Here is a 21,470-nt window from a genome sequence, read left to right as displayed (position 1 = left end):
ACCGGGGACTCGGGACCCGGAAAAGCGGCGCCGCGGCGCTTTGCCTTATGCTTTTGCTCTTCCGGGTCCCCAGTCCCGAGTCCCGAGTCCCGGCTTCAGGTTCCCATGTCCCCTCCTGCGTCCCAGGCCGCTGCGGCACCCGCCGGCCTGTCCTCCGGCCTGATCGCGCTGTTCGCCGCCGCCTGCGGCCTGGCGGTGGCCAACATCTACTTCTCGCAGCCGCTGATCGGCATCATCGCGCCGGAACTGCGCCTGCACGCGGGCCTGGCCGGGCTGATCGTGGCGCTGACCCAGCTCGGCTACGGCGCCGGCCTGCTGTTGCTGGTGCCGCTGGCCGACGTGGCCGAGAACCGGCGCCTGGCGATCCTGCTGCTGGGCGGGGTGGTGCTGGGCCTGGTCGGCATCGGCCTGTCGCAGTCGGCCGCCGGCTTTCTGATCGGCTCGTTCGTGGTCGGCGTGTGTGCGGTGGCTACGCAGATCCTGGTCCCGTTCGCCTCGCACCTGGCGCCGGAGGCCAGCCGCGGCCGCGTGGTCGGCACGGTGATGGGCGGGCTGCTGGCCGGGATCATGCTGGCGCGGCCGTTCTCCAGTTTCGTCGCCGCCACCCTGGGCTGGCGCGCGGTGTTCTTCCTGTCCGCCGGCATGATGCTGTTGCTGATGGCGGTGCTGCGTTGGCGCCTGCCGCAGCGGCGGCCTGCGCAGCGCGCGTCCTATGCGGCGGTGCTGGCCTCGTTGCCGCGGCTGTATGCCGACACCCCGCTGCTGCGCCGGCGCGCGTTCTACCAGGGCATGATGTTCGCCGCGTTCAACGTGTTCTGGACCGGCTCGCCGCTGCTGCTGGCGCAGTCCTTCGGCATGGACCAGCGGCATATCGCGCTGTTCGCGCTGGCCGGTGCCGCCGGCGCCCTGGTCGCGCCGCTCGCCGGGCGCATGGCCGACCGCGGCTGGACCCGCCCGGCCACCGGTTGGGCGCTGGCCGCGGCGGCGCTGTCCTTCGGCATCGGCGCCTGGGCCGCACACGCGCATGCGCTGCTGTGGCTGGTGGTCGCCGCGCTGGTCCTGGATGCGGCGGTACAGGTGTGCCAGGTGCTGAGCCTGCGCAGCATCTACATGCTGGCGCCGGAACAGCGTGGCCGCCTCAACGGCCTGTTCATGACCTCGGTGTTCCTGTGCGGCGCGGCCGGTTCGTTGCTGGCCGCGGCGGTGTTCGCCTACGCCGGCTGGCCGGGCCTGTCGCTGCTCGGCGCCGGCTTCGGCGTGGCCGCGCTGTTGTTCTACTTCAGCGAATTCCGGCGGGCGGCGGTGGCGGCGCGCTGAGCGCGCTTCTGCTTGGATCGGGTGAAGCTTGCATCCGTTCCGAGGCATGCATTTACGGCAACCGGCAGGCCACGGTGCCGTGAAATTTGTACCTTCTCCCGTCGGGACATGGCCCCCTTTTCGGGGGAAGGCGGCCCGCAGGGGCAAATGAGGGCACGGGCGCAGCCTCGTGCACCCAAACGCGACGAGACGCTTTCGCGCCGTACCCTCACCCCAACCCCTCTCCCGGTGGGAGAGGGGCTATGGCTGTTCCCTTCTCCCATCGGGACCATGGCCCCCTTTTCGGGGGAAGGTGCCCCGCAGGGGCGGATGAGGGTACGGGCGAAGCCTCATGCACCCAAACTCCGCGAGACGCTCGCGCCGTACCCTCACCCCAACCCCTCTCCCGAGGGGAGAGGGGCTATGCGTGGCGTTGTTACTTTTTCCAGAACTGCCATTTCGGCGCCGGCTTGTCCGCCGCCGCCACCGTGGTGGCTTGCTGCGGCGCGAGGCTGCCCTGCACTTGGGCCAGGCGACCCAGCGCATCGAAGGCGAGCGTGATCCGGCTGTCGCCACGCGTGGCCACGGTCTGCCCGGATTCGCGCAGCAACGCATACCCCTGGTCGTCGAGAAAGCCCTCGGTCATCGCGCGGTGATCGAGCGGGAACTGCGCGACCAATTGCCCGAGCAGGCTGAGCACGCGCGCATCGTCGCACGGCGCGAACACGCTGGCGGGGACGTCGTCGAGCAGGAAGAACAGTGCGCCGCCGCGATACGGGCCGCGGTAGTAGCACTGCACGCTGAGTGCGGCGGCGAGCAGGGCCAGCGTGTGGCCGTCGTCGTCCAGCGGCAGCGACGCGGTGGCCAGTTCGGCCGGACCCTCGCGTTCGCCAATTTCGCGCAGCGCGTTCGCCGCGACCAGCAGGTTCTCCGGCAGGTTGCTGGCGGTGTTGGCCCAGGCCCATAGCCAGCTGGCGCTGTCCTCGGCGGCGCTGCCCAGCAGTTGGACCGGGAAGTGCAGGTCGTCGCCGAAGTGCGCGACGCCCTCGGCCAGATCCAGGCGCCAGCCGCGTTCGCCGAGCACGTCGGCCAGCGCCATCTGCCGGGCGAAGGCGGTGCCGATGTGGCGCGCCAGCAGGGTCTGGAAGGACGGCGTCACGGCCGCGGCTGCTCGCGCCGCAGCAGGCTGTGGCGGCGCCCGTACAGCAGGTAGGCGACCACGCCGATCGCGTTCCACAACAAGAACCATTTCTGCGTGGTGTGCGGCAGGCTCCAGAACAGGTACAGGCAGCCGCCGATCGCCAGCGGCGCGACCACCCACGCCAGCGGCGTGCGGAACTTGCGCACCCGGTCGGGCTCGCGCACCCGCAGCACCAGCAGGCACGCGGCCACCGCGATGAACGCGGCCAGGGTGCCGGCGTTGGCCAGCGCGGCGATCTCGTCCAGCCGCGCCACGCCGGCCAGCGCCGCCACCAGGATCGCGGTGAACAGCGTGGTCGCCACCGGCGTGCCGGTGCGCGCGCTGACCTTGGACAGCCCGCGCGGCAGCAGCCCGTCGCGCGACATCACGAAGAAGATCCGGCTCTGCCCGTACAGGAACGCCAGCAGCACCGTCGGCAGCGCGATCACCGCGGCCGCGGCGATCAGCGTCGCCGCCTTGCCCTGGCCGAGTTCGCGCAGGATCAGCGCCAGCGGCTCGGCGCTCTGCCCGAACACCGTGTAGCTCATCGCGCCGACCGCGGACAGCGCCACCAGCACGTAGATCAGCGTGCAGCCGACCATCGAGCCGAGGATGCCGATCGCCAGGTCGCGCTCGGGCTTCTTGGTTTCCTCGGCCGCGGTGGAGATCGCATCGAAGCCGTAGAAGGCGAAGAAGATGATCGCCGCGGCGGCCATCACCCCGCGTTCGACGCCGTCGGCGCCCATCGTCTTGACGAAGCCGAACGGCATGAACGGCTCCATCCGCGTGCTGTCGAAATGCGGCAGCGCGATCACCACGAACACGGTCAGGGCGACGATCTTCACCGCCACCAGCACCGCGTTGACGGTGGCGCTGGCCTGGGTGCCGAGCATCAGCATGCCGGCGACGACGAAGGTGATCAGCACCGCCGGCAGGTTGACGAACCCGCCCGGCACATGCGGCCCGGCGGTCAGCCACAACGGCAGGTCCACGCCCACGCCCTTGAGGAAGCCCACCGCATAGCCGGACCAGCCCACCGCCACCGTGCTGACCACCAGCGAGTACTCCAGGATCAGGCTCCAGCCCACCACCCAGGCGATGCTCTCGCCGAGCGCGATGTAGCTGTAGGTGTAGGCGCTGCCGGCGGCCGGCATCATCGTCGCCATCTCCGCGTAGGCCAGCGCGGCGCAGGCGCAGATCGCACCGGCCACCGCGAACGACAGCAGCACCGCCGGGCCCGCCTTGTCGGCGCCGACCCCGATCAGGGTGTAGATGCCGGTGCCGACGATCGCGCCGATGCCCAGCGCCACCAGGTGCGGCCAGCTCAGCGTGGGCACCAGCCGGCGCCCGGCCTCGTGGACGGTGACCAGATCGAGCGACTTGCGCCGGAACAGGAACGACATGCGGGCCTCGGGAAGCGATGGGACAAGCCCGCGAGTGTCGCCCAATGCGGTGCAGCAAAGCTACGGGAGCGCGTGGCGGGCGGCATCGCGGCGGCGCGCCCTGAGCGACGGCGCGGTCAGGGCAGGCCGTTGCGCCCGTGCGCCAGGAACCCGGGACGCGCCGACAGCCGCTCGTAGTACGCCTCCACCGCCGCCAGCGTCGGGCGCGGCATCGGCGTGGCCATCCAGCGCTGGGTGGCCAGGCCGAGCACGATGTCGGCCAGGGTGAAGTCCGCGCCCGCCGCATAGGCGCCGGTGCGCTGCAGCTGCGCGTCGAGAATGCCCATGTGCCGGTGCCAGTCCGCCGTGCTGCGCGCGATCGCCTTGGCGTCGCGATGGTCGGGGCTGTCGCGCACCAACGCCATGAACGCGTAGCGCCAGGCGTTGTTCAATTCGGTGGCCTGCCAATCCATCCATTGCTCGACGTGGGCGCGGCCCTGCGCGGCGGCCGGCAGCAGGTCGCTGCGCCCTTGCCGTGCCGCCAGGTAGCGGCAGATGCTGTTGGATTCCCACAGCACGAAGTCGCCGTCGCGCAGCACCGGGACCAGCGCGTTCGGATTCAACGCACGGAACGCCGGCGTGTCCACCGCGGCGAAGCCGGCGCCATAGGGCAGCTGTTCGATCGCCAGGTCCAGTTCCGCGCACAGCCACAGCACCTTGCGTACGTTGATCGAGGACGACTTGCCGTACAGGGTGAGCATGCGGTCGGGCCGAGTGTGGGGCGGCCGAGCGTGCACCAGCGCGGCATCGTGCGCAATGCGCCGCGCTCGCCATGCAGCGCGCACGCTCAGCGCGACACGCAGGCCAGGGCGTGGCCGACGGCGCGGCCGTGGCGCAGCTGCTGCGACGCGGCCGGCTACACTGGCGGCATGCAAACCGATCCCCATTTCCTGATCCTGGCCGGCCTGCTGTGCGCGGTCATCGTGCTGTTGCTGGCGCTGCTGTTGCGCCGGAACAATCCCGCGGCGCTGGAACAGGCCCTGCGCGAGGAACAGCGCAGCGGCCGTGGCGAACTGCGCGAGCAGCTCGACAGCCTGGCGCGCCAGCAGGACGCACGCAGCGAGGGCTTCGCCCGCCATCTGGCCGACCTGTCCACCCGCACCGACCAGCGCCTGGACCTGCTGCGCGAGGCGTTGACCGAAGACGCGCGCCGCGGCCGGGTCGAGGCCGGCGAGGCGCAGCAGCGCGTGGCCGAGCTGCTCAACCAGCGCCTGCTCGAAATGCGCGGCCAGCTCGATGCGTTCGGCCAGCAGCAGGACGTGCGCATGCTGCACTTCGGCCAGCAACAGAGCGAGCTGATCGCGCGCATCGACGCGCACCTGACCGGGTTGCGCGAAACCCTGGTCGAGGATGCGCGCCGCGGGCGTCTGGAAGGCGCCGAATCGCAGCAACGCTTCGCCGACGCGCTCGGCCAGCGGCTCAACGAACTGATCCAGCGCAACGAGCAGCGCATCGGCGAGATGCGCGCCACCCTGGAAGAGCGGCTGAAGGAACTGCAGGCCGACAACGCGGCCAAGCTCGAGCAGATGCGCGGCACCGTCGACGAGAAGCTGCAGACCACGCTCAACACGCGCCTGGATGCGTCGTTCAAGCTGGTCTCCGAACGGCTCGAGCAGGTCCAGCGCGGGCTGGGCGAGATGCAGCAGCTGGCCACCGGCGTCGGCGACCTCAAGCGCGTGCTGAGCAACGTCAAGAACCGCGGCGGCTGGGGCGAGGTGCAACTGGAGAACATCCTCGAGCAGACCCTGACCCAGGAGCAGTACGCGCGCGGCGTGAAGGTGCGCCCGGAGCGCAACGAGATGGTCGATTTCGCGGTGCGCCTGCCCGGCCGCGGCCACGAGGACACGCCGGTGTGGCTGCCGATCGACGCCAAGTTCCCGCGCGAGGACTACGAGCGGCTGCTCGATGCGCAGGAACAGGGCGATCCGGACCTGGTGCTGGCGATGGGCGCGCAACTGGAACGCGCGATCCGGGTGCAGGCCAAGTCGATCAGCGACAAGTACATCGCGCCGCCGCACACCACCGACTTCGCGGTGATGTTCCTGCCCACCGAAGGCCTGTACGCCGAAACCCTGCGCCGGCCCGGCCTGGCCGACCTGCTGCAGCGCGAGCACCGCATCGTCATCGCCGGCCCCACCACCGTCACTGCGTTGCTCAACAGCCTGCAGATGGGCTTTCGCACGCTGGCCATCGAGAAGCGTTCCAGCGAAGTGTGGGGCGTGCTGGCGGCGGTCAAGAGCGAGTTCGGCAAGTTCGCCGGCATCCTGGAAAAGGCCGAAAAGCAGATCAGCACCGTCGGCAAGAGCCTGGGCGATGCCAGCCGCAAGACCCGCACCATCGAGCGCCGCCTGCGCGGTGTGGAGACGTTGGCCGACGCACAACTCGCGCCGTTGCTGGATCTCGAACTGCCGATCGCCGATCCCGATCCGGACGAGGATGCCGCGCGCGACGAACAGGAGTGAGCGCATCGCGCACGGCCATGCATCCGCTGCAACGCGCGCGCTGCGATACTGAGCATCGCAACCCTGTCCGAATGGAGACGCCGATGTCGATGCGCTGGTGCACCCTGCTGTCCTGCCTGCTGCTGGCCGCCTGCGCCAGCGGCCCCACCCCGCATGCCCCGCCCGCGGCGCAATCCGGTAGCGATGGCGCCGAGGCGGCGCCGGACGCTGCGGCGTGCACCGCGCAGGGCGGCAGCCTGCAACCGCTCGGCCGGCGCGGCCTGCTCAAGTGCGTGGTCCCGTTCGCCGACGCCGGCAAGACCTGCAGCGACAGCGGCCAGTGCCGCGGCGATTGCCTGGCGGTGACGCCGGTGCCGACCGGCAGCGCCGCCCAGGGCGTGTGCCAGCGCGACATCAGCGAGAATTTCGGCTGCCGGCAGCAAGTGCAGGGCGGTGTGGGCGCTTCGCAGATCTGTATCGACTGAACCCGTCGCACCATGGCCGCGGCGCGGCCCTGCGCCTATGCTTGCGCTCCCCATTCCGTTGCAGGAGCCGTGCATGCACCAGTCGATCCAGGACATCCCGCTGACCACCATCGAAGGCCAGCCCGCGTCGCTGGCCGAGCATCGCGGCAAGGTGCTGCTGCTGGTCAACGTCGCCTCCAAGTGCGGGCTGACCAAGCAGTACGAAGGGCTGGAGGCGCTGTACCGCGAAAAGCAGGCCGATGGGCTGGAAGTGCTCGGTTTTCCCGCCAACGACTTCAAGGGCCAGGAGCCGGGCAGCGAGGCGGAGATCCAGCAGTTCTGCCAGCTCACCTACGACGTGACCTTCCCGATGTTCGCCAAGATCGCGGTCACCGGAGAGGCGACGCATCCGCTGTACCGCGCGCTGATCGACGCGCAACCGCAGACCGAGGGCGAGGGCCCGATGCGCGAGAAGCTGCTCGGCTACGGCATCGAGCCCAACCCGGCGCCGGGCGTGCTGTGGAACTTCGAGAAGTTCCTGGTCGGCCGCGACGGCCAGGTCGTCGGCCGCTTCGCGCCGGACGTGACGGCCGAGGATCCGCGCCTGCGCACGGCGATCGAGGCGGCGCTGGCGTAAACGGCCTGCGGCGTTCGCTGCCGCAAGGCCATGCCTGGCTATCCGGATGCGCTGTTTTGGCTCCGGGTGGCTCGGCCATCGGACCCGAGGAGCCATCGCACCCCTTGCGATTCCGGCTCCGCTCGTCGCGGCTGAAGCCGCTCCCACAGTAGTCACGCAGCTGGCTTGCTGCGTCGCGAGTGCGTGCAGCTCGCGGCCTCGCCTTTGCCGTCGCTTTGGCTTCTGCTTTGGCTTTGGCTTTGGCTTTGGCTTTGGCTTTGATTTGGGCTTGGCTTTGGCTGTTGCTTTTGACTTACCGGGTTCCCTTCCGCAGCGGCGGATGGACCGGGGAAAAACCCGAAGGGCGGCGCACATGGATGTGCGCCGTTCGCGGCAGGGGCAGGATGCCCCTTCCGCGAATCCCCGGTGCATCCGCGGACCCGTAGCGCGCAGCGCGGAGGGCGCGTAGGCAGGGCGCGCTTTCTTTTGGTTACTTTTCTTTGCGCGAGCAAAGAAAAGTGACTCGCCCAAAGGCGAAAGCCGTTGCCTTGCCTTTGCTTTTGCCTTGCCGTTTGTCTTGGTTCTGGCACTGAAATTCGAAGCTTTGAAGCTTTGGAGCAAGAGCAAGAGCTTCCGCTGGCGCGGGTCACTTTTCTTTGCTTGTGCAAAGAAAAGTAACCAAAAGAAAGCACACCCCGCAACGCGCCTTCCGCGCTTCGCGCTCCAGGTCCGCAGTCCCAACGGGCATTTTTCGACGGCACATCCATGTGCCGGCGAAAAACGGCGCGCATCCTGCGCGCCGCCCTTCGGGTATTCGCCCGCCGGGCCTGCCGCGCTGAGGGGGCCCGGTAAATCAAAAGCTAAGCAACAGCAGGAGCGACAGCAGGAGCTACGGCAAGAACAACGGCAAGAACAACGGCAATAGCAACGGCAATAGCAACGGCAATAGCAACGGCAATAGCAACGGCAATAGCGAAGCCTGCTGCGTGCACGGCATGCATGGCATCCGCGATGCCGCCGGGCGTCCTGCGCCGCAAATCGCGCCGCAATGCTCTCTCACGATCGCGATGCCCCCACAGCGGGAACTGGAAGGATTCAGCCACAAAAAAACCCGGCCGAAGCCGGGTTTTTCGTACTACCGGAAGCGTCTCAGCCTCAGCGGCTGCCGCCGCGCCACTCCGGGATCGGCATCGCGTCCACCGGCACGGTCGGATTGGTCTCTTCCTCGCGCAGATAGTCGGGCAGATCGTTGTCCTGGCGCTTGTGCGTGTGCAGGTCGCCTTCGATCTGGTAGCTGCGGCGCTGCATCCACGCGTCGCGGGTCAGCTGGTACTCGTCGGGCGCCTCGTCGCGCAGGCTGTCCAGCGACAGCAGCTGCGCGCGAGTGTCCACCAGCTGCAGGCCCTGCAGGCCGATGCGCACCGTGTCTTCCTCGATCTGCCGCAACGGCGACAGCGGCGCGTCGCCGGCCAGGCCGAAGACGTCGCGGACCGTGCGCGGCCCGAACAGCGGCAGCTCCACGTAGCGCGAGCGGCGCCAGCCCCAGGCGCCGAGCGTCTGGCCGAAGTCCTCGCTGCGCCGTGGCAGCTTGGCGTCGCTGGCCGGGTCGAAGATGCCGGCGATGCCCAGCGTGCTGTTCATCAGGAACCGGCCCAGGGTCTGTCCGGCCTGCAACGGCCGGCCCTGCAGCAGCTGGTTGACCATGGTCAACGGCGAACTGAGGTTGTCGAAGAAGTTGGTCACGCCCAGCCGCACCGGCCGCGGCACCACGTTGACGTAGGCGCGCGCCAGCGGCCGCGCCACTGCGCGGTCGACCACGTTGTTGAATGTGTGGACCTTGCGGTTGAACTTCTCCCACGGGTCGAAACTCTGCGGCACGGCGACGCCGGCCGGCAGGGTCGGGTCGGCGACCGGGTTGTACGGGTCGCTGCCGTACAGCGCGGCATAGTCGTCCTCGGCCGCGGTCTCGGCGCCGCCGGTCGGCGGCGTGCCCGCAGCAGCGGCCATTGCCTCGCCGGCGGCGGGTGCCTGTGCCGCCTGGGCTTCGGCGGCGGCCTGCGTCGCGGCCTCGGCGGCGCGCGCGTCATCGGCGGCAGCCGTGTCGGCGGGCATCGCCTCGGTAGTGGCCACGGCCGCTTGCGGCGGCGGTGGCGTGCGTTTGGGAGCGCCGGCACAGGCGCCCAGGGCGGCGACCAGGGCCAGGGAAGTGAGAATACGCAGCACGTTCATGGGATCAGCTCGCCGCCGGGGGAGATTGGAAATCCAGGGTCGAGGCCAGCCGGTAGGCGGCACTCAATTCGGTCAGGCCGGCCGGGGCGCCGTGGATGGCGACCTCGGCCTGGCCCTGCGCACGCAGGCGTGCGGCCAGTTCGGCGAGCAGCGCCAGGCCAGCGCTGTCCACCCGCGACACTTCGCGCAGATCCAGCGCGCGCGCGCCGACCAGCAGCGGCAACGCCGCCGGCCACAACGCGGTGGCGGCGGCGCGGTCGAGCACGCCGCTCAGCGCGAGCGTGTCGCCGTCGCGACGCAGGCGTGGCTCACTTCTTGTCACTGCTGCTCGCCGGTGCGACCTGCAGCGCGCCGTTGCGCAGGTCGGCCGCGACCTGCGGGATCGACTTGGTGCGCAGCGGGGTGTCGAACTGGTTGCGGAAGGTCTGCACGTACGACACGCCTTCCACCATCACGTCGAAGATCTTCCAGTTGCCGCCGGTATTGCGCACCAGGTAGTCGACCGGGATCGGGTCGCCGCCGCTGCGCAGCAGTTCGGTGGAGACCTTGGCGCCGCGACCGCCCGGCAGCGGGGTTTCCGACTTCACCCGCACCTGCGGCTTGCCTTCGAAGGTCAGCAGCGAGGTGCCGTAGCGCTGCATCAGGTTGTCGGCCATCGCATCGGCGAACAGCTTGACGTCGGCATCGGAGGCGCCGCGGCCGTGCACGCCGAGCACCAGGCGCGCGGCATAGTCGCGGTCGAAGGACTTGTTCATCTCGCTGTCGATGAACTGCTTGAGCGCGGCGTTGTTGCTCTTGAACTCGGCGCGGCGCTGTTCCAGCGTGGCCAGGATGCGGGTGCTGTTGTCGAGCACGACCTTGCTGGCCGAACCCTGCTGGGCGGCGGCGCCGGCGGGCGCGGCCTGCGCCAGCGCGACGGCGGGAGCGGCGACGGCCAGCGCAGCGGCGAGAGCGGCGGAGAGCAGTTTATTGGTCATGGCTTGGGTTCCGTTTCCGTAGAGGGAGTGGGGCTGTTCGCGGAGGATGCGGCAGCGGGTGTCGCGCCGGTGTTACTTCCGCCGCTGCCGCCGCCGAACATGTACTTGCCGACCAACTGGATCAGGTCCACCGCCGGCTGGGTGAAGGCGATCTCCTGGCCCGGCTTGAGCGTGTCGGGATCGCCGCCGGGCTGCAGCCCGACATAGCTTTCGCCGAGCAGGCCGCTGGTCAGGATACCGGCCGAGGTGTCGGCCGGCAGGTCCTTGTAGCGGTCGTCGATGGCCAGGGTCACCACCGAGTCGAACTTGGCCGGGTCCAGCTCGATCTTGGCCACCTGGCCGATGATCACCCCGCCGATCTTCACCGGCGCCTGCTGGCGCAGCTGGCCGATCTGCGAGAACCGGGCGGTCAGCTCGTAGCGGCCGCCGCCGAACCCCCACTGGCGGTTGGTGGAGGCGAGCGCCAGCACCAGCAGCGAGGCCAGGCCCAGCAGCAGAAAGGCGCCGACGGCGAACTCGAGACGGGGACCACGGATAGCCATAACGTGTCTACCTTGTTGATTCATCCGGGCCGCGGCGACAGTGCCGGGGCCGTTAAAGCGGTGACCCGCCAGCGACGGCGGGCCTCGGTGCGGCGTGCGGTCCCTACTGGAACAGCAGCGCCGACAACACGAAATTGAACATCAGCACCAGCAGCGAGGCGTTCACCACCGCGCGGGTGGTGGCCACCGAGGTGCCCTCGATGGTCGGCTCGGCATGGAAGCCGACGTACGAGGCGACCAGCGCCGCGGTACCGCCGAACACCGCCGACTTCAGCATCGCCACGCCGAAGTCGTCCCAGAAATCCACGCTGCTCGAAAGCGCCGACCAGAACGTGCCCTTGTCCAGGCCCAGCACGTGCACGGCCTCGAAGTAGCTGGCGCTGATCGCCAGCGAGCAGAAGATGCCGGTCAGCAGCGGCACGGTCAGCACCGCCGCCCAGAAGCGCGGCGCCACCGCCTTGGCCACCGGGTCGATCGCCATCAGCTCCAGCGCCTTGATCTGGTCGGTGGCGCGCATCAGGCCCAGTTCGGCGGCGATCGAGCTGCCGGCGCGGCCGATGAACAGCAGCGCGGTCAGTACCGGCGCCAGCTCGCGGTACAGCGACAGCCCCAGCAGCGTGGACAAGGCGTCGGAGGCGCCGTAGGTCTGCAGCGTGCGGTAGCCCTGCAGGGTCAGCACCAGCCCGACGAAGGCGCCGCCGACGGCGATGATCGGCAGCGAGCGCGCGCCGACCTTGTAGATCTCGCGGACCAGCTCGGCCAGGAAATCGCGGGTCGGCAGCGAGCCGCGCAGCACGGTGATCGAGAACAGCCCGGCACGGCCGAGCGCGCGGATCGAGGCGACGGCGCCCATCAGGCGGCGCTCCGCGCGCGCGCCGGCGCATCGAACGGGATCGGGCCGTCCGGGCGGCCGTGCAGGAACTGCTGCAGCAGCGGGTCAGCGCTGGCCTGCAGCGCGTCCGGGGTGCCGGCGAAGACCACGCCGCCGTTGGCGATGGCCACCGCCTGGTCGCAGATCGGCAGGGTCTCGTGGACGTGGTGGCTGACGATGATGCTGGTCAGGCCGAGGGTGTCGTTGAGGCGCTGGATCAGGCTCATGATCACCCCGGAGGCGATCGGGTCCAGCCCGGTCAGCGGTTCGTCGTAGATCATCAGCGGCGGGTCAAGGGCCAGCGCGCGGGCCAGCGCCACGCGCCGCGCCATGCCGCCGGACAGTTCGCGCGGCCAGGCGTCGGCGACGGCGAGCAGGCCCACCGCATGCAGCTTCAGCGCCACCAGCCGTTGCAGCACCGGTTCGGGCAGGCGGGTGTGGGCGCGCAGCGGCAGCGCCACGTTCTCGGCCACGCTCAGGTCGGTCAGCAGGCCGTTGCCCTGCAGCAGCACGCCGATGCTCTTGCGCGTCTCGCGCAGCGCGCGGCTACCGTGCGGCAGCGGCTGGCCGAACACTTCGACCGTGCCGGCGACCGGGACCAGCTCGCCGGTCAGCGCCGCCAGCAGCGTCGACTTACCGCTGCCCGACGGGCCGAGCACGGCCGTGATGCTGCCGCGCGGCACCGCTAGCGAGACGTCGCGCAGGATCGCGCGCCCGCCGCGGTCGATGCGCACGCCGGACAGCTGCACCAAGTTGGATTCGGGAGACGCCATCGCGGCCTTTAACGAAAAATCAACACAGGATTGAGCCAGTCCGCTGAACTTAACCGAACTGGGCCGTGCAGTATTGTCGCATCCGTGAAGCCCGCGTGCGCGTGGTCCGGGGACGCCGTACATGCAACAGCGTGTCTTGGGTCTGGGGCGGCCGGTTCCATGCCGGGCTTCGGCAGATGCTCCGAGGCGCTGCGCTTTACGCCGCCATGCCGGTCCTGCGATGCAATGCGGTGGTGCGTGCAGCCACTGTAGCGTGGCGGCGCCTGATCTGTCGGCGTGGCGCAGCGTCGGCCTTGTGCGCGCTGCCGCGGACCGCCACGATGCGCAGGGCGATGGCGCCGCGACAGGGAGTCGTACATGGAATTGCTGACGTTGGAACATTTCGCAGGAAGCGTGAACGAGACGTTTGCGGCGGAGTTGAACGAGGGCGAGATCTCCTTCGTGCTGGTCGAGGCACGGCCCTTGCCGATCAAGACCCCCGCGCAGCGCGCGCCGTTCTCGCTGCTGTTCCGCAATACCTCCTCGTTCCTGTTCCCGCAACAGATCTACCGCATGCGCCATGCGCGCCTGGGCGAAGTGGGGATCTTCCTGGTGCCGGTGGCGCGCGAGCGCGACGGCTTCCTGTACCAGGCCGTGTTCAACTGAGCGCCGGCGCCGCGCAGGCGGCGCGCCAGTGCATCTGCAGGTGGGTTTCGCTGGCGTCGCCGGCGAGGAAGCCCAGCCGCGCGTACAGCCGCTGGGCGGCGGGATTGGCATGCAGCACATGCAGCGACAGCGGGCATCCGGCCGCGGCCGCCAGCGCTTGCGCGTGCGCGACCAGCGCGGTGCCCACGCCCTGCCCGCGCCAGGCCGGCAGCAGGCTGATGTCGACCAGCACGTGTTGCGTCGCGCCGCGCTGCAGGTAGAGCCTGCCCAGCGGCGCCTGCGCGGTTTCCACGATCAGGAAGTCGGCGTCGGCGAAGTGGCTTAGATAGTGCGCATGCTGCAGCGCGAACTGCTGATCGAGGAACGCGCGCTTGGCGGCGTCCGGCCATGGGATAGCGGCCAGCTCCGCGCTGCGGGTGCTGGCGTACAGGTCGCGCAGCCAGGGCAGGTCGGCCTCGCGTGCGGCGCGCAGGCCGATGCCGCGCGCGCGCAAGATGCCCGGCTGGGCGGCGGGCTCGCGTCCAGCCGGAAAAGTCGGCGCCGGCGTACCGGCGGCGGCGGACATGCGGGTCGCCTCAGTCGAACGATGGGTAGACACCCGACAGCGCGATGCAGAAGTTCACCGCCAGGTAGGGCTGCTGGTTCTGGTGTGCGGCGCCGGTGCCGGTGGGCTGCAGCGCCGTTGGCGCGAACTGCGCGTTTGGTGCTGCCGTGACGAAGGGGCGGGCGGTGCTGCTGCCAAGTGCCGACAATGCCGCGCCCGCAGTGGGCGTGCCGCTCTTCTTGGTCCGGTCCGGCTGCGCAAACATTGTGGCGGCGTGCTGGTGCGGCGGAATCTGCGTGGTCTGCAGGCTGACTCCTGCCGCGCCGAACGTATCGCCGCGCTGCCGGCTGGTCAAACCAGGGCCTTGGCCTTGTTCGCAGCTGGCACGCCCGCAGAAGTTCGGCAGCTGGAACGTGTTGCTGCCGTTGCCGCCGTAGGCGGTCCCGAGCAACGAGAACAAGGCGCTGTTCTGCTGCACCGGCAGCATGGCGCCATTGCACAGCGCCCAGCCCACGGGGTTGAAATCGAAGCCGAACAGCTGGATTTCGCCAAGATAGGGTTCGGTCATGAACGAGTGCTCCGATGGAACGGACGGGCGCCGCCGCGAGGCGGGCGCGGCGAATGGAATCAGCTCTGCTGCGGGAAGATGCCGGCGGTGGAGATGCAGTACTGCACCGTCAGCGTCGGCATGAGGTTGTCGTGCGGCAGGCCGCCGCCGATGATCGTGGTCGATTGCGTGGACATCGCCACCGCCGTGGCGCCGGTGATGTCGGTCGCATAGAACACGTCAGCGGCGACCGCGGCCGGCAACAGTCCGGCCGGTGCGGTGGCGGTCGCGGCTGCCGTCGTGGCCACCAGCGTATGCGTGTGCGCCGGCATCTGTGGGCCGATGAGAGTGACGGCTTCGGTTCCGGAGATCTGGCCGAGCACGTAATTGCTCAGGCCCGGCCCCTGTCCCTGATGCAGCGGCAGGCGCCCACGCAGGTCCGGGACCGCGAACGTGTTCTGCCCATCGCCGCCGTAGGTGGTGCCGATCAGCATGAACAGGACTTCGTATTCGGCGATCGACAACAGGCTGCCGTCGCAGGCTTGCCAGTTCTGCGGGGTGCGGCCGAAGCCGAACATGCGGATCTCGCCGATGAATGGAGTGGCCATGGTGTCCTTCCTGGTCGATGGTGCACTGCGCGCCATCGGCGCGCGGATGGAGGGCGGCTTAGCTGCGCGAGGGGAAGATGCCGTTCAGCGCGATACAGAAATTGAGCGCGGTGTACGGCTGCAGGTTCGGATGCGGCAGGCTGCTGCCCGCCGGGCCGATCGACGCCTGGTTCAGCGCCACCAATGGTCCCGCCGCCGCATACAGCGCCGACGCCGGCCCGGTGGTGCTGACGTTGTTGCCGAACAGGTTCCCGGATGGGTTGCGGTTGTTGCCCGCGGCGCTCGAGCCCTGCAGTAGATGGTTGTGCGCAGGCAGATTGTCCGGCAGCAGCGAGACGTTCTCGGAACCGCCCACCTGCCCGACCGGCGCCGCGGGCGGTTGCCAGGCCGGATCCGCCGATGGCGAAGCGCCGAGTGGCGTGCGTCCGCGCATGTCGGGTAATGCAAAGGTGGTATTGCCGTTGCCGCCGAAGCGCGTCCCGAGCACGCTGAACAGCGCCTGGTTCTGGTTGACCGGCAATATCTGTCCGTTGCACTGCGCAAAATACTTGGGCGCGAAAACGAAACCGGTCATCATGATCTGACCGATGAAGAACTCGCTCATGCGGATCTCCCCCCGATTGTGGTGCCGGGGCATCGTGCCCGGCGCGCTCTACTTAATCACGGATTTCCTGACACGCAAGTCTTGATAATAATGAACGAGACAGTCTCAGCGCATTTGTTGCTTTACCCGCAGTAAAAATTACTGTTCAAATGCGGGGCGGCGCGAAGGGGATACGCCTTGCAAAGGCCTATATTCGCGCTGTCTGAGGCACCAGGAGCGTTGCCGGCGTCAGTGGGATGGCGCGACCTTTGGGGAAATGGAATATGTCTACGAAATGCACCGTCTCTTTCGGCTGGGCGCGCGTTGCCTCGCGCTGGCCGATAATGCTCGCCTTGTTGCTGGTGGCAACGCTGTATTCCGGAGCGGCTGCAGCGGCGCCCTCCCAGTTCTGTCCGACGATAAATACCAGCGTCGTGCAGGGCGGCTCGGTGCAGATCGACGTCACCACCTGCGACGGCACGGGAATCTACGACATCGGCGTCGGCTGGGATGGCGTGCAGCCGGCGCACGGCACGCTCGACGTGCCGAACCCGAGCGGCCCGCAGGGCACCCAGATCGTCACCTATACCCACGACGGAATTTCCACCGCCAGTGACAGCTTTCCGCTGGAGGATGGAGAAAGCAACACCATTACCGTCAACATCACCGTCGTTCCTGCGCTATCGGCCAGCATCGCGGTCGCGCCGGCCAGCCGCAACGAAGACAGCGGCGCGGCCTTCACCTACACGGTGACGCTGAGCCAGACCAGCAATTCGGCGACGACGGTCAACATCGCCTCCAGCGGCACCGCCACCAGCGGGGGGGACTACAACGGCGCGGTGGGCAGCGTCGTGATTCCGGCCAATACCACCACCGCCACGTTCCCCATCACGCCGATCGCCGACGGCACCGTCGAAGCGGACGAGACGGTGATCATGAGCGTGGTCAGCGGCAGCGGTTACGGCATCGGCAGCCCGTCCGCGGCGACCGCGACCATCCTCGACGACGACGTGCCCAGCGCGTCGATCGCGGTGGCCCCGGCCAGCGTGTCCGAGGACGGCGCCACCAACCTGGTCTACACCGTCACGCTCGACCAGGCCCCGGTGAACGCGACGTCGGTCGCCTTCAGCGTCGGCGGCAGCGCCACGTCCGGCGCCGATTACGCGGCCGTGAGCTCGCCGCTGGTGATCGGCGCCGGCCAGACCATCGGCACCATCACCATCAATCCGACCGCCGACGGCACCGTCGAACCCGACGAAACCGTGGTGATCAGCCTGGCCGCGGGCAGCGGCTACAGCGTGGGTTCGCCCGATAGCGCCACCGGCACCATCGCCAACGACGATGTGCCCTCGCTGAGCATCAACAATGTGAGCCTCAACGAAGGCGATGCCGGCACCAGCAACGCGACCTTTACCGTCTCGCTGAGCCAGCCGGCCGGCGCCGGCGGCGTCAGCTTCGACATCGCCACGGCCGATGGCTCCGCCACTGCGGGCGTGGACTACGTCGCCTCGAGCCTGACCGGGCAGACCATCCCCGCCGGCAGCAGCAGCGGCACCTTCACCGTGCTGATCAACGGCGACTCGCTCAACGAAGCCAACGAGAACTTCTTCGTCAACGTCAGCAACGTCAGCGGCGCCAGCGTCAGCGACCCCCAGGGCCAGGGCACCATCGTCAACGACGATGCGCAGCCGACGCTGTCGATCGACGATGTCAGCGTCAACGAAGGCAACAGCGGCACCACCACGGCCACCTTCACGGTGAGCCTGAGCGCGGCCAGCGGCCAGACCGTATCGGTCGACTACGCCAGCGCCGACGGCACCGCCACCGCCGGCAGCGACTATGTCGCGCGCGTCGGTACGCTGACCTTCGCGCCGGGGACCACCGCGCAAGGCGTGGCGATCACCGTCAACGGCGATACCGCGGTCGAGCCGAACGAGACCTTCAGCGTCGATTTGTCCGGCGCCAGCAACGCGGGCATCGCCCGCGCCACCGGCACCGGCACCATCACCAACGACGATGCGGTGGTGACTGTCGGTCCGGCGTCGCTGCCATCGGCGACGGCGGGCACCGCCTACAGCCAGAACCTGAGTGCCAGCGGCGGCACCGCGCCTTACTCCTTCGTGATCAGCGCGGGAGCATTGCCGGCCGGATTGACCTTGAGCGCCGCCGGCGTGCTGTCCGGCACGCCGACCGCCAGCGGCAGCTTCAACTTCACCGCGACCGCCACCGACAGCGGCGGCAGCCCCACCAGCGGCAACCGCGCCTACGCGCTGGTCGTGGCCAGCCCGACGCTCACCCTGCCGGCCACCACCCTGGCGGGCGGTACTGCCGGCCAGGCGTACACGGCCGCCATCAACCCGGCGACCGGCGGCATCGCGCCGTACACCTATACGCTCAGCGCCGGCGCATTGCCGGCCGGCGTCACGGTCAACAGCGCGACCGGTGCACTCAGCGGCACGCCGACCGTGGCCGGCAATTTCAACTTCAGCCTGACCGCGACCGACAGCACCACCGGCAGCGCCGGGCAGGCGAGCCAGAGCTACAGCCTGAGCATCGTGTCGCCGACGCTGAGCATCGCGCCGCCGACGCTGCCGACCGGTACGGCCGGCAGCGCCTATAGCCAGACGCTGAGTGCGAGCGGCGGCACCGCGCCGTACAGCTACGCGGTCAGCGCCGGCGCGTTGCCGACCGGGCTGAGCCTCGCGGCCGGTGGCGCGCTGGCGGGCACCCCGACGGTTGCCGGTAGCTTCGCCTTCACCGTGACCGTCACCGACGCAGGCAGCTTCACTGCGGCGCAGGCGTACACGCTGTCGATCGCCGCGCCGACGCTGAGCGTCGCGCCGCCGACATTGCCGTCAGGCACGGTCGGCAACGCCTACAGCCAGACCCTGAGCGCCAGTGGCGGCACCGCGCCGTACAGCTACGCGGTCAGCGCCGGCACCTTGCCGGCCGGGCTGGCCCTGGCCGCGGGCGGCGCGCTCTCGGGCACCCCGACCGCCATCGCCAGCTCTACCTTCACCGTGACTGTCACCGATGCGCACGGCTTCACCGCGGCACAGGCCTACACCGTGGCGATCGCCGCGGCGGTGCCGGCGCCGGTGGCGGTGGACGATAGCGGCGCAACGCTGGTCGAGACCGCGCTGACCCTGGCGGTGACCGGCAACGACACCGGCAGCATCGACACGATCGCGGTGACGACGGCGCCGACCCACGGCACCGCGGTGGTGAACGGCGTGCAGCTGATGTACACGCCGGCCGCCGGCTATGTCGGCGCCGACACCCTGAGCTATACCGCCACCGGCGCCGGCGGCACCTCGGCGCCGGCCACGGTCACCATCACCGTCAATGCGCGTCCTGTCGCGGCGTCGGCGACGATGCAGGCGGTGTCCGGCGAAGCGCAGACGGTTGATCTGACCCGCAACGCGACCGGTGGGCCGTTCGTGGCCGCCGCGCTGGTGGCGATCATGCCGGCCAATGCCGGCACCGCAACCATCACCCGCAGCGGCGGCGCGGCGGCGGCTGGTGTTCCGACCGCAGCCGCGGCCGATGGCCCCAGCTTCATCATGACCTTCACCCCGAACCCGGCGTTCTCCGGCCAGGCCACGGTGCGCTTCACCCTGTCCAACGCCTATGCGACGTCGGCCGAAGCGGCCATCGTGTTCGTGGTCGCGCCGCGCCCGGATCCGACTTTGGATGCGGAAGTGCGCGGGCTGATCGATGCACAGGCCGAGTCGACCCGGCGTTTCGCCAAGGCGCAGATCGACAACTTCCAGCGCCGGCTGGAGGCGACCCACCGCGGCGATCGCAGCTTCGACAACGGCCTGAGCTTCCAGGCCAGCTCGCACTGCCGCCAGGCCGAGCGCGGGGTGACGGCGCAGCCGTGCAGCCAGCCGACCTGGGATGCGGATACGGCGATGGACGCCGGCGATCCGGCGGCCACGCGCACGCCGACCGCCAGGACCGCGGTCGACGGCGACCTCGGCCTGTGGGTGGGCGGTGCGATCCGCTCCGGCAGCCTGGACAAGCAGGCGCAGCGCGCCGGCGTGGACTTCCAGTCCGACGGCCTGAGCATGGGTGCCGACTACCGGGCATCGGACTGGCTGGCGCTGGGCGCGGGGCTGGGCTGGGGCCGCGACGACAGCGACGTCGGCAGGAACGGCAGCCGCAGCAAGGCGACCGCGTACACGCTGGCGTTGTATGCCAGCGTCCATCCCGGGCAGCACTTCTTCTTCGACACCCTGGTCGGCTACCAGCTGCTGTCCTACGACCTGCGCCGCTACGTGACCGACAACGGCGAACTGGCCGAAGGCGGCCGCGACGGCAGCCAGTGGATCGCATCGGTGTCCACCGGCGCCGACCTGCAGCGCGGCGACTGGCAGATCACCCCATATGCGCGGGTGGACATGGCCCGCGCCACGCTGGACGCCTACAGCGAAGCGGCGATGGCGCCGTACGCGCTGCACTACGCGGACATGGACGTGTCCACCACCACCGGCAACCTCGGCCTGCGCCTGGAGTGGCGGCGCGAGATGTCCTGGGGCCAGTTCACCCCGCAGCTGCGCGTGGAATACCAGCGCGACTTCCAGGGCCGCGGCGACGCCACGCTGAGCTACGCCGACCTGAGCGGCGGCCCGCTGTACCGCACCGGGCTGAGCGTGTTCGACCGCAACCGGCTGATGCTGGGGCTGGGCGCGGTGTTCACCACCGAACAAGGCCTGTCCACCCGCGTCGAATACCGCGGCGTGACCGACGGCGACAGCGGCAGCGACCAGACCTGGATGTTCAACGTGGAAAAGAAGTACTGACGCGATAAGCCCCTCTCCCCTCGGGAGAGGGATTGGGGTGAGGGTCCGGCGCGAAGCGTCTCGCGGAGTTTGGGTACACGAGGCTGCGCCCGTACCCTCATCCGCCCCTGCGGGGCACCTTCTCCCGATGGGAGAAGGAAGAAGCCAAGCCCCTCTCCCACCGGGAGAGGGGTTGGGGTGAGGGTCCGGCGCGAAGCGTCTCGCGAAGTTTGGGTGCACGAGGCTGCGCCCGTACCCTCATCCGCCCCTGCGGGGCACCTTCTCCCGAGGGGAGAAGGGAGCAGCCGTAGCCCCTCTCCCGTCGGGAGAGGGGTTGGGGTGAGGGTTCGGCGCGAAGCGTCTCGCGGAGTTTGGGTGCACGAGGCTGCGCCCGTACCCTCATCCGCCCCTGCGGGGCACCTTCCCCCGAAAGGGGGGCCATGGTCCCGATGGGAGAAGGGAGCAGCCGTAGCCCCTCTCCCACCGGGAGAGGGGTTGGGGTGAGGGTTCGGCGCGAAGCGTCTCGCGGAGTTTGGGTGCATGAGGCTGCGCCCGACCCTCATCCGCCCCTGCGGGGCACCTTCCCCCGAAAGGGGGGCCATGGTCCCGGTGGGAGAAGGGAGCAGCCGTAGCCCCTCTCCCACCGGGAGAGGGGTTGGGGTGAGGGTTCGGCGCGAAAGCGTCTCGCGAAGTTTGGGTGCACGAGGCTGCGCCCGTACCCTCATCCGCCCCTGCGGGGCACCTTCTCCCGAAAGGGGGGGCCATGGTCCCGGTGGGAGAAGGGAGCAGCCGTAGCCCCTCTCCCCTCGGGAGAGGGGTTGGGGTGAGGGTACGGCGCGAAGCGTCTCGCGGAGTTTGGGTGCATGAGGCTTCGCCCGCACCCTCATCCGCCCCTGCGGGGCACCTTCTCCCGGTGGGAGAAGGAACA

At 69.5% G+C, this 21,470-nt stretch carries 20 protein-coding genes; 6 read left to right on the top strand and 14 right to left on the bottom strand.

Going from position 1 to position 21,470, the window contains the following annotated elements; genetic code table 11:
• Positions 1-105 precede the first annotated feature (105 nt).
• A complete protein-coding gene (locus VDQ83_RS13955) occupies positions 106-1,317 on the top strand; it encodes an MFS transporter (protein WP_455435401.1) in 1,212 nt (403 codons plus the stop codon).
• Positions 1,318-1,732: 415 nt separating this feature from the next.
• Here the strand turns inward: VDQ83_RS13955 and VDQ83_RS13950 are convergent, their stop codons facing one another.
• From VDQ83_RS13950 to VDQ83_RS13940, 3 genes are all read right to left on the bottom strand, one after another.
• Entirely contained in the window at positions 1,733-2,455 is a 723-nt protein-coding gene (locus VDQ83_RS13950; protein ID WP_455435400.1) for a DUF6882 domain-containing protein, read from the bottom strand.
• Entirely contained in the window at positions 2,452-3,879 is a 1,428-nt protein-coding gene (locus VDQ83_RS13945) for an amino acid permease (RefSeq protein ID WP_455435399.1), read from the bottom strand. The genes VDQ83_RS13950 and VDQ83_RS13945 overlap by 4 nt, the downstream gene beginning before the upstream one ends.
• A gap of 116 nt (positions 3,880-3,995) precedes the next feature.
• Positions 3,996-4,619, bottom strand: coding sequence for a glutathione S-transferase family protein (locus VDQ83_RS13940; RefSeq protein ID WP_455435398.1), 624 nt, complete (start codon positions 4,617-4,619; stop codon positions 3,996-3,998).
• A 168-nt stretch (positions 4,620-4,787) separates the two neighbouring features.
• On the opposite strand from VDQ83_RS13940, the gene rmuC reads away from it, so the two are divergent.
• The 3 genes from rmuC (at position 4,788) to VDQ83_RS13925 (ending at position 7,460) form a co-directional block, all read left to right on the top strand.
• A complete protein-coding gene (rmuC, locus tag VDQ83_RS13935; RefSeq protein ID WP_455435397.1) occupies positions 4,788-6,380 on the top strand; it encodes a DNA recombination protein RmuC in 1,593 nt (530 codons plus the stop codon).
• Positions 6,381-6,463: 83 nt separating this feature from the next.
• Positions 6,464-6,844, top strand: coding sequence for a hypothetical protein (locus VDQ83_RS13930; RefSeq protein ID WP_455435396.1), 381 nt, complete (start codon positions 6,464-6,466; stop codon positions 6,842-6,844).
• Positions 6,845-6,917: 73 nt separating this feature from the next.
• The gene (locus VDQ83_RS13925; protein ID WP_455435395.1) at positions 6,918-7,460 is read left to right on the top strand and encodes a glutathione peroxidase; all 543 of its coding nucleotides are present in this window, start codon (positions 6,918-6,920) and stop codon (positions 7,458-7,460) included.
• A gap of 839 nt (positions 7,461-8,299) precedes the next feature.
• Here VDQ83_RS13925 and VDQ83_RS13920 read toward each other — a convergent pair.
• The 7 genes from VDQ83_RS13920 to VDQ83_RS13890 form a co-directional block, all read right to left on the bottom strand.
• Positions 8,300-8,542 (bottom strand): hypothetical protein, encoded by a 243-nt coding sequence (locus VDQ83_RS13920; RefSeq protein WP_455435394.1) that lies wholly within the window; start codon positions 8,540-8,542, stop codon positions 8,300-8,302.
• A gap of 52 nt (positions 8,543-8,594) precedes the next feature.
• On the bottom strand, positions 8,595-9,668 hold the full coding sequence (locus tag VDQ83_RS13915) for an MlaA family lipoprotein (RefSeq protein WP_455435393.1): 1,074 nt from the start codon (positions 9,666-9,668) through the stop codon (positions 8,595-8,597).
• A gap of 4 nt (positions 9,669-9,672) precedes the next feature.
• Positions 9,673-9,969: an STAS domain-containing protein gene (locus VDQ83_RS13910; RefSeq protein WP_455435438.1), complete on the bottom strand. Its 297-nt coding sequence runs from the start codon at positions 9,967-9,969 to the stop codon at positions 9,673-9,675.
• Between the two features lie 7 nt (positions 9,970-9,976).
• Positions 9,977-10,645, bottom strand: a complete 669-nt coding sequence (locus tag VDQ83_RS13905) for an MlaC/ttg2D family ABC transporter substrate-binding protein (RefSeq protein ID WP_309919919.1) — start codon at positions 10,643-10,645, stop codon at positions 9,977-9,979.
• On the bottom strand, positions 10,642-11,187 hold the full coding sequence (gene mlaD, locus VDQ83_RS13900; RefSeq protein ID WP_263111720.1) for an outer membrane lipid asymmetry maintenance protein MlaD: 546 nt from the start codon (positions 11,185-11,187) through the stop codon (positions 10,642-10,644). The genes VDQ83_RS13905 and mlaD overlap by 4 nt, the downstream gene beginning before the upstream one ends.
• A 103-nt stretch (positions 11,188-11,290) precedes the next feature.
• Entirely contained in the window at positions 11,291-12,040 is a 750-nt protein-coding gene (locus tag VDQ83_RS13895) for an MlaE family lipid ABC transporter permease subunit (protein WP_003466288.1), read from the bottom strand.
• Complete coding sequence (locus VDQ83_RS13890; RefSeq protein WP_263396365.1) at positions 12,040-12,831, bottom strand: ABC transporter ATP-binding protein; 792 nt, start codon at positions 12,829-12,831, stop codon at positions 12,040-12,042. Before VDQ83_RS13890 ends, VDQ83_RS13895 begins: the two co-directional genes overlap by 1 nt.
• A 357-nt stretch (positions 12,832-13,188) precedes the next feature.
• Here VDQ83_RS13890 and VDQ83_RS13885 point away from each other — a divergent pair, with 357 nt between their 5' ends.
• Positions 13,189-13,476, top strand: a complete 288-nt coding sequence (locus VDQ83_RS13885) for a DUF6916 family protein (protein ID WP_455435392.1) — start codon at positions 13,189-13,191, stop codon at positions 13,474-13,476.
• Here VDQ83_RS13885 and VDQ83_RS13880 read toward each other — a convergent pair.
• Genes VDQ83_RS13880 through VDQ83_RS13865 form a run of 4 tightly spaced genes read right to left on the bottom strand, consistent with a single transcriptional unit; the run spans position 13,469 to position 15,779 of the window.
• On the bottom strand, positions 13,469-14,041 hold the full coding sequence (locus tag VDQ83_RS13880; protein ID WP_455435391.1) for an N-acetyltransferase family protein: 573 nt from the start codon (positions 14,039-14,041) through the stop codon (positions 13,469-13,471). The genes VDQ83_RS13885 and VDQ83_RS13880 overlap by 8 nt on opposite strands.
• Before the next feature lie 10 nt (positions 14,042-14,051).
• Positions 14,052-14,588 (bottom strand): phage tail protein, encoded by a 537-nt coding sequence (locus VDQ83_RS13875; protein ID WP_455435390.1) that lies wholly within the window; start codon positions 14,586-14,588, stop codon positions 14,052-14,054.
• 59 nt (positions 14,589-14,647) lie between these two features.
• Positions 14,648-15,175, bottom strand: a complete 528-nt coding sequence (locus VDQ83_RS13870; RefSeq protein WP_309919928.1) for a phage tail protein — start codon at positions 15,173-15,175, stop codon at positions 14,648-14,650.
• A gap of 58 nt (positions 15,176-15,233) precedes the next feature.
• Positions 15,234-15,779 carry a phage tail protein gene (locus VDQ83_RS13865; RefSeq protein WP_309919930.1) on the bottom strand — a complete coding sequence of 182 codons (546 nt, stop codon included), beginning with the start codon at positions 15,777-15,779 and terminating at the stop codon, positions 15,234-15,236.
• Between the two features lie 263 nt (positions 15,780-16,042).
• Between VDQ83_RS13865 and VDQ83_RS13860 the strand changes: the two genes are divergently transcribed.
• A complete protein-coding gene (locus VDQ83_RS13860) occupies positions 16,043-20,563 on the top strand; it encodes a putative Ig domain-containing protein (protein WP_455435389.1) in 4,521 nt (1,506 codons plus the stop codon).
• The last annotated feature ends 907 nt before the right edge of the window (positions 20,564-21,470 follow it).

This window comes from Xanthomonas sp. WHRI 7945 (assembly GCF_035026585.1).
This window is presented reverse-complemented; position numbering and strand designations above follow the sequence as displayed.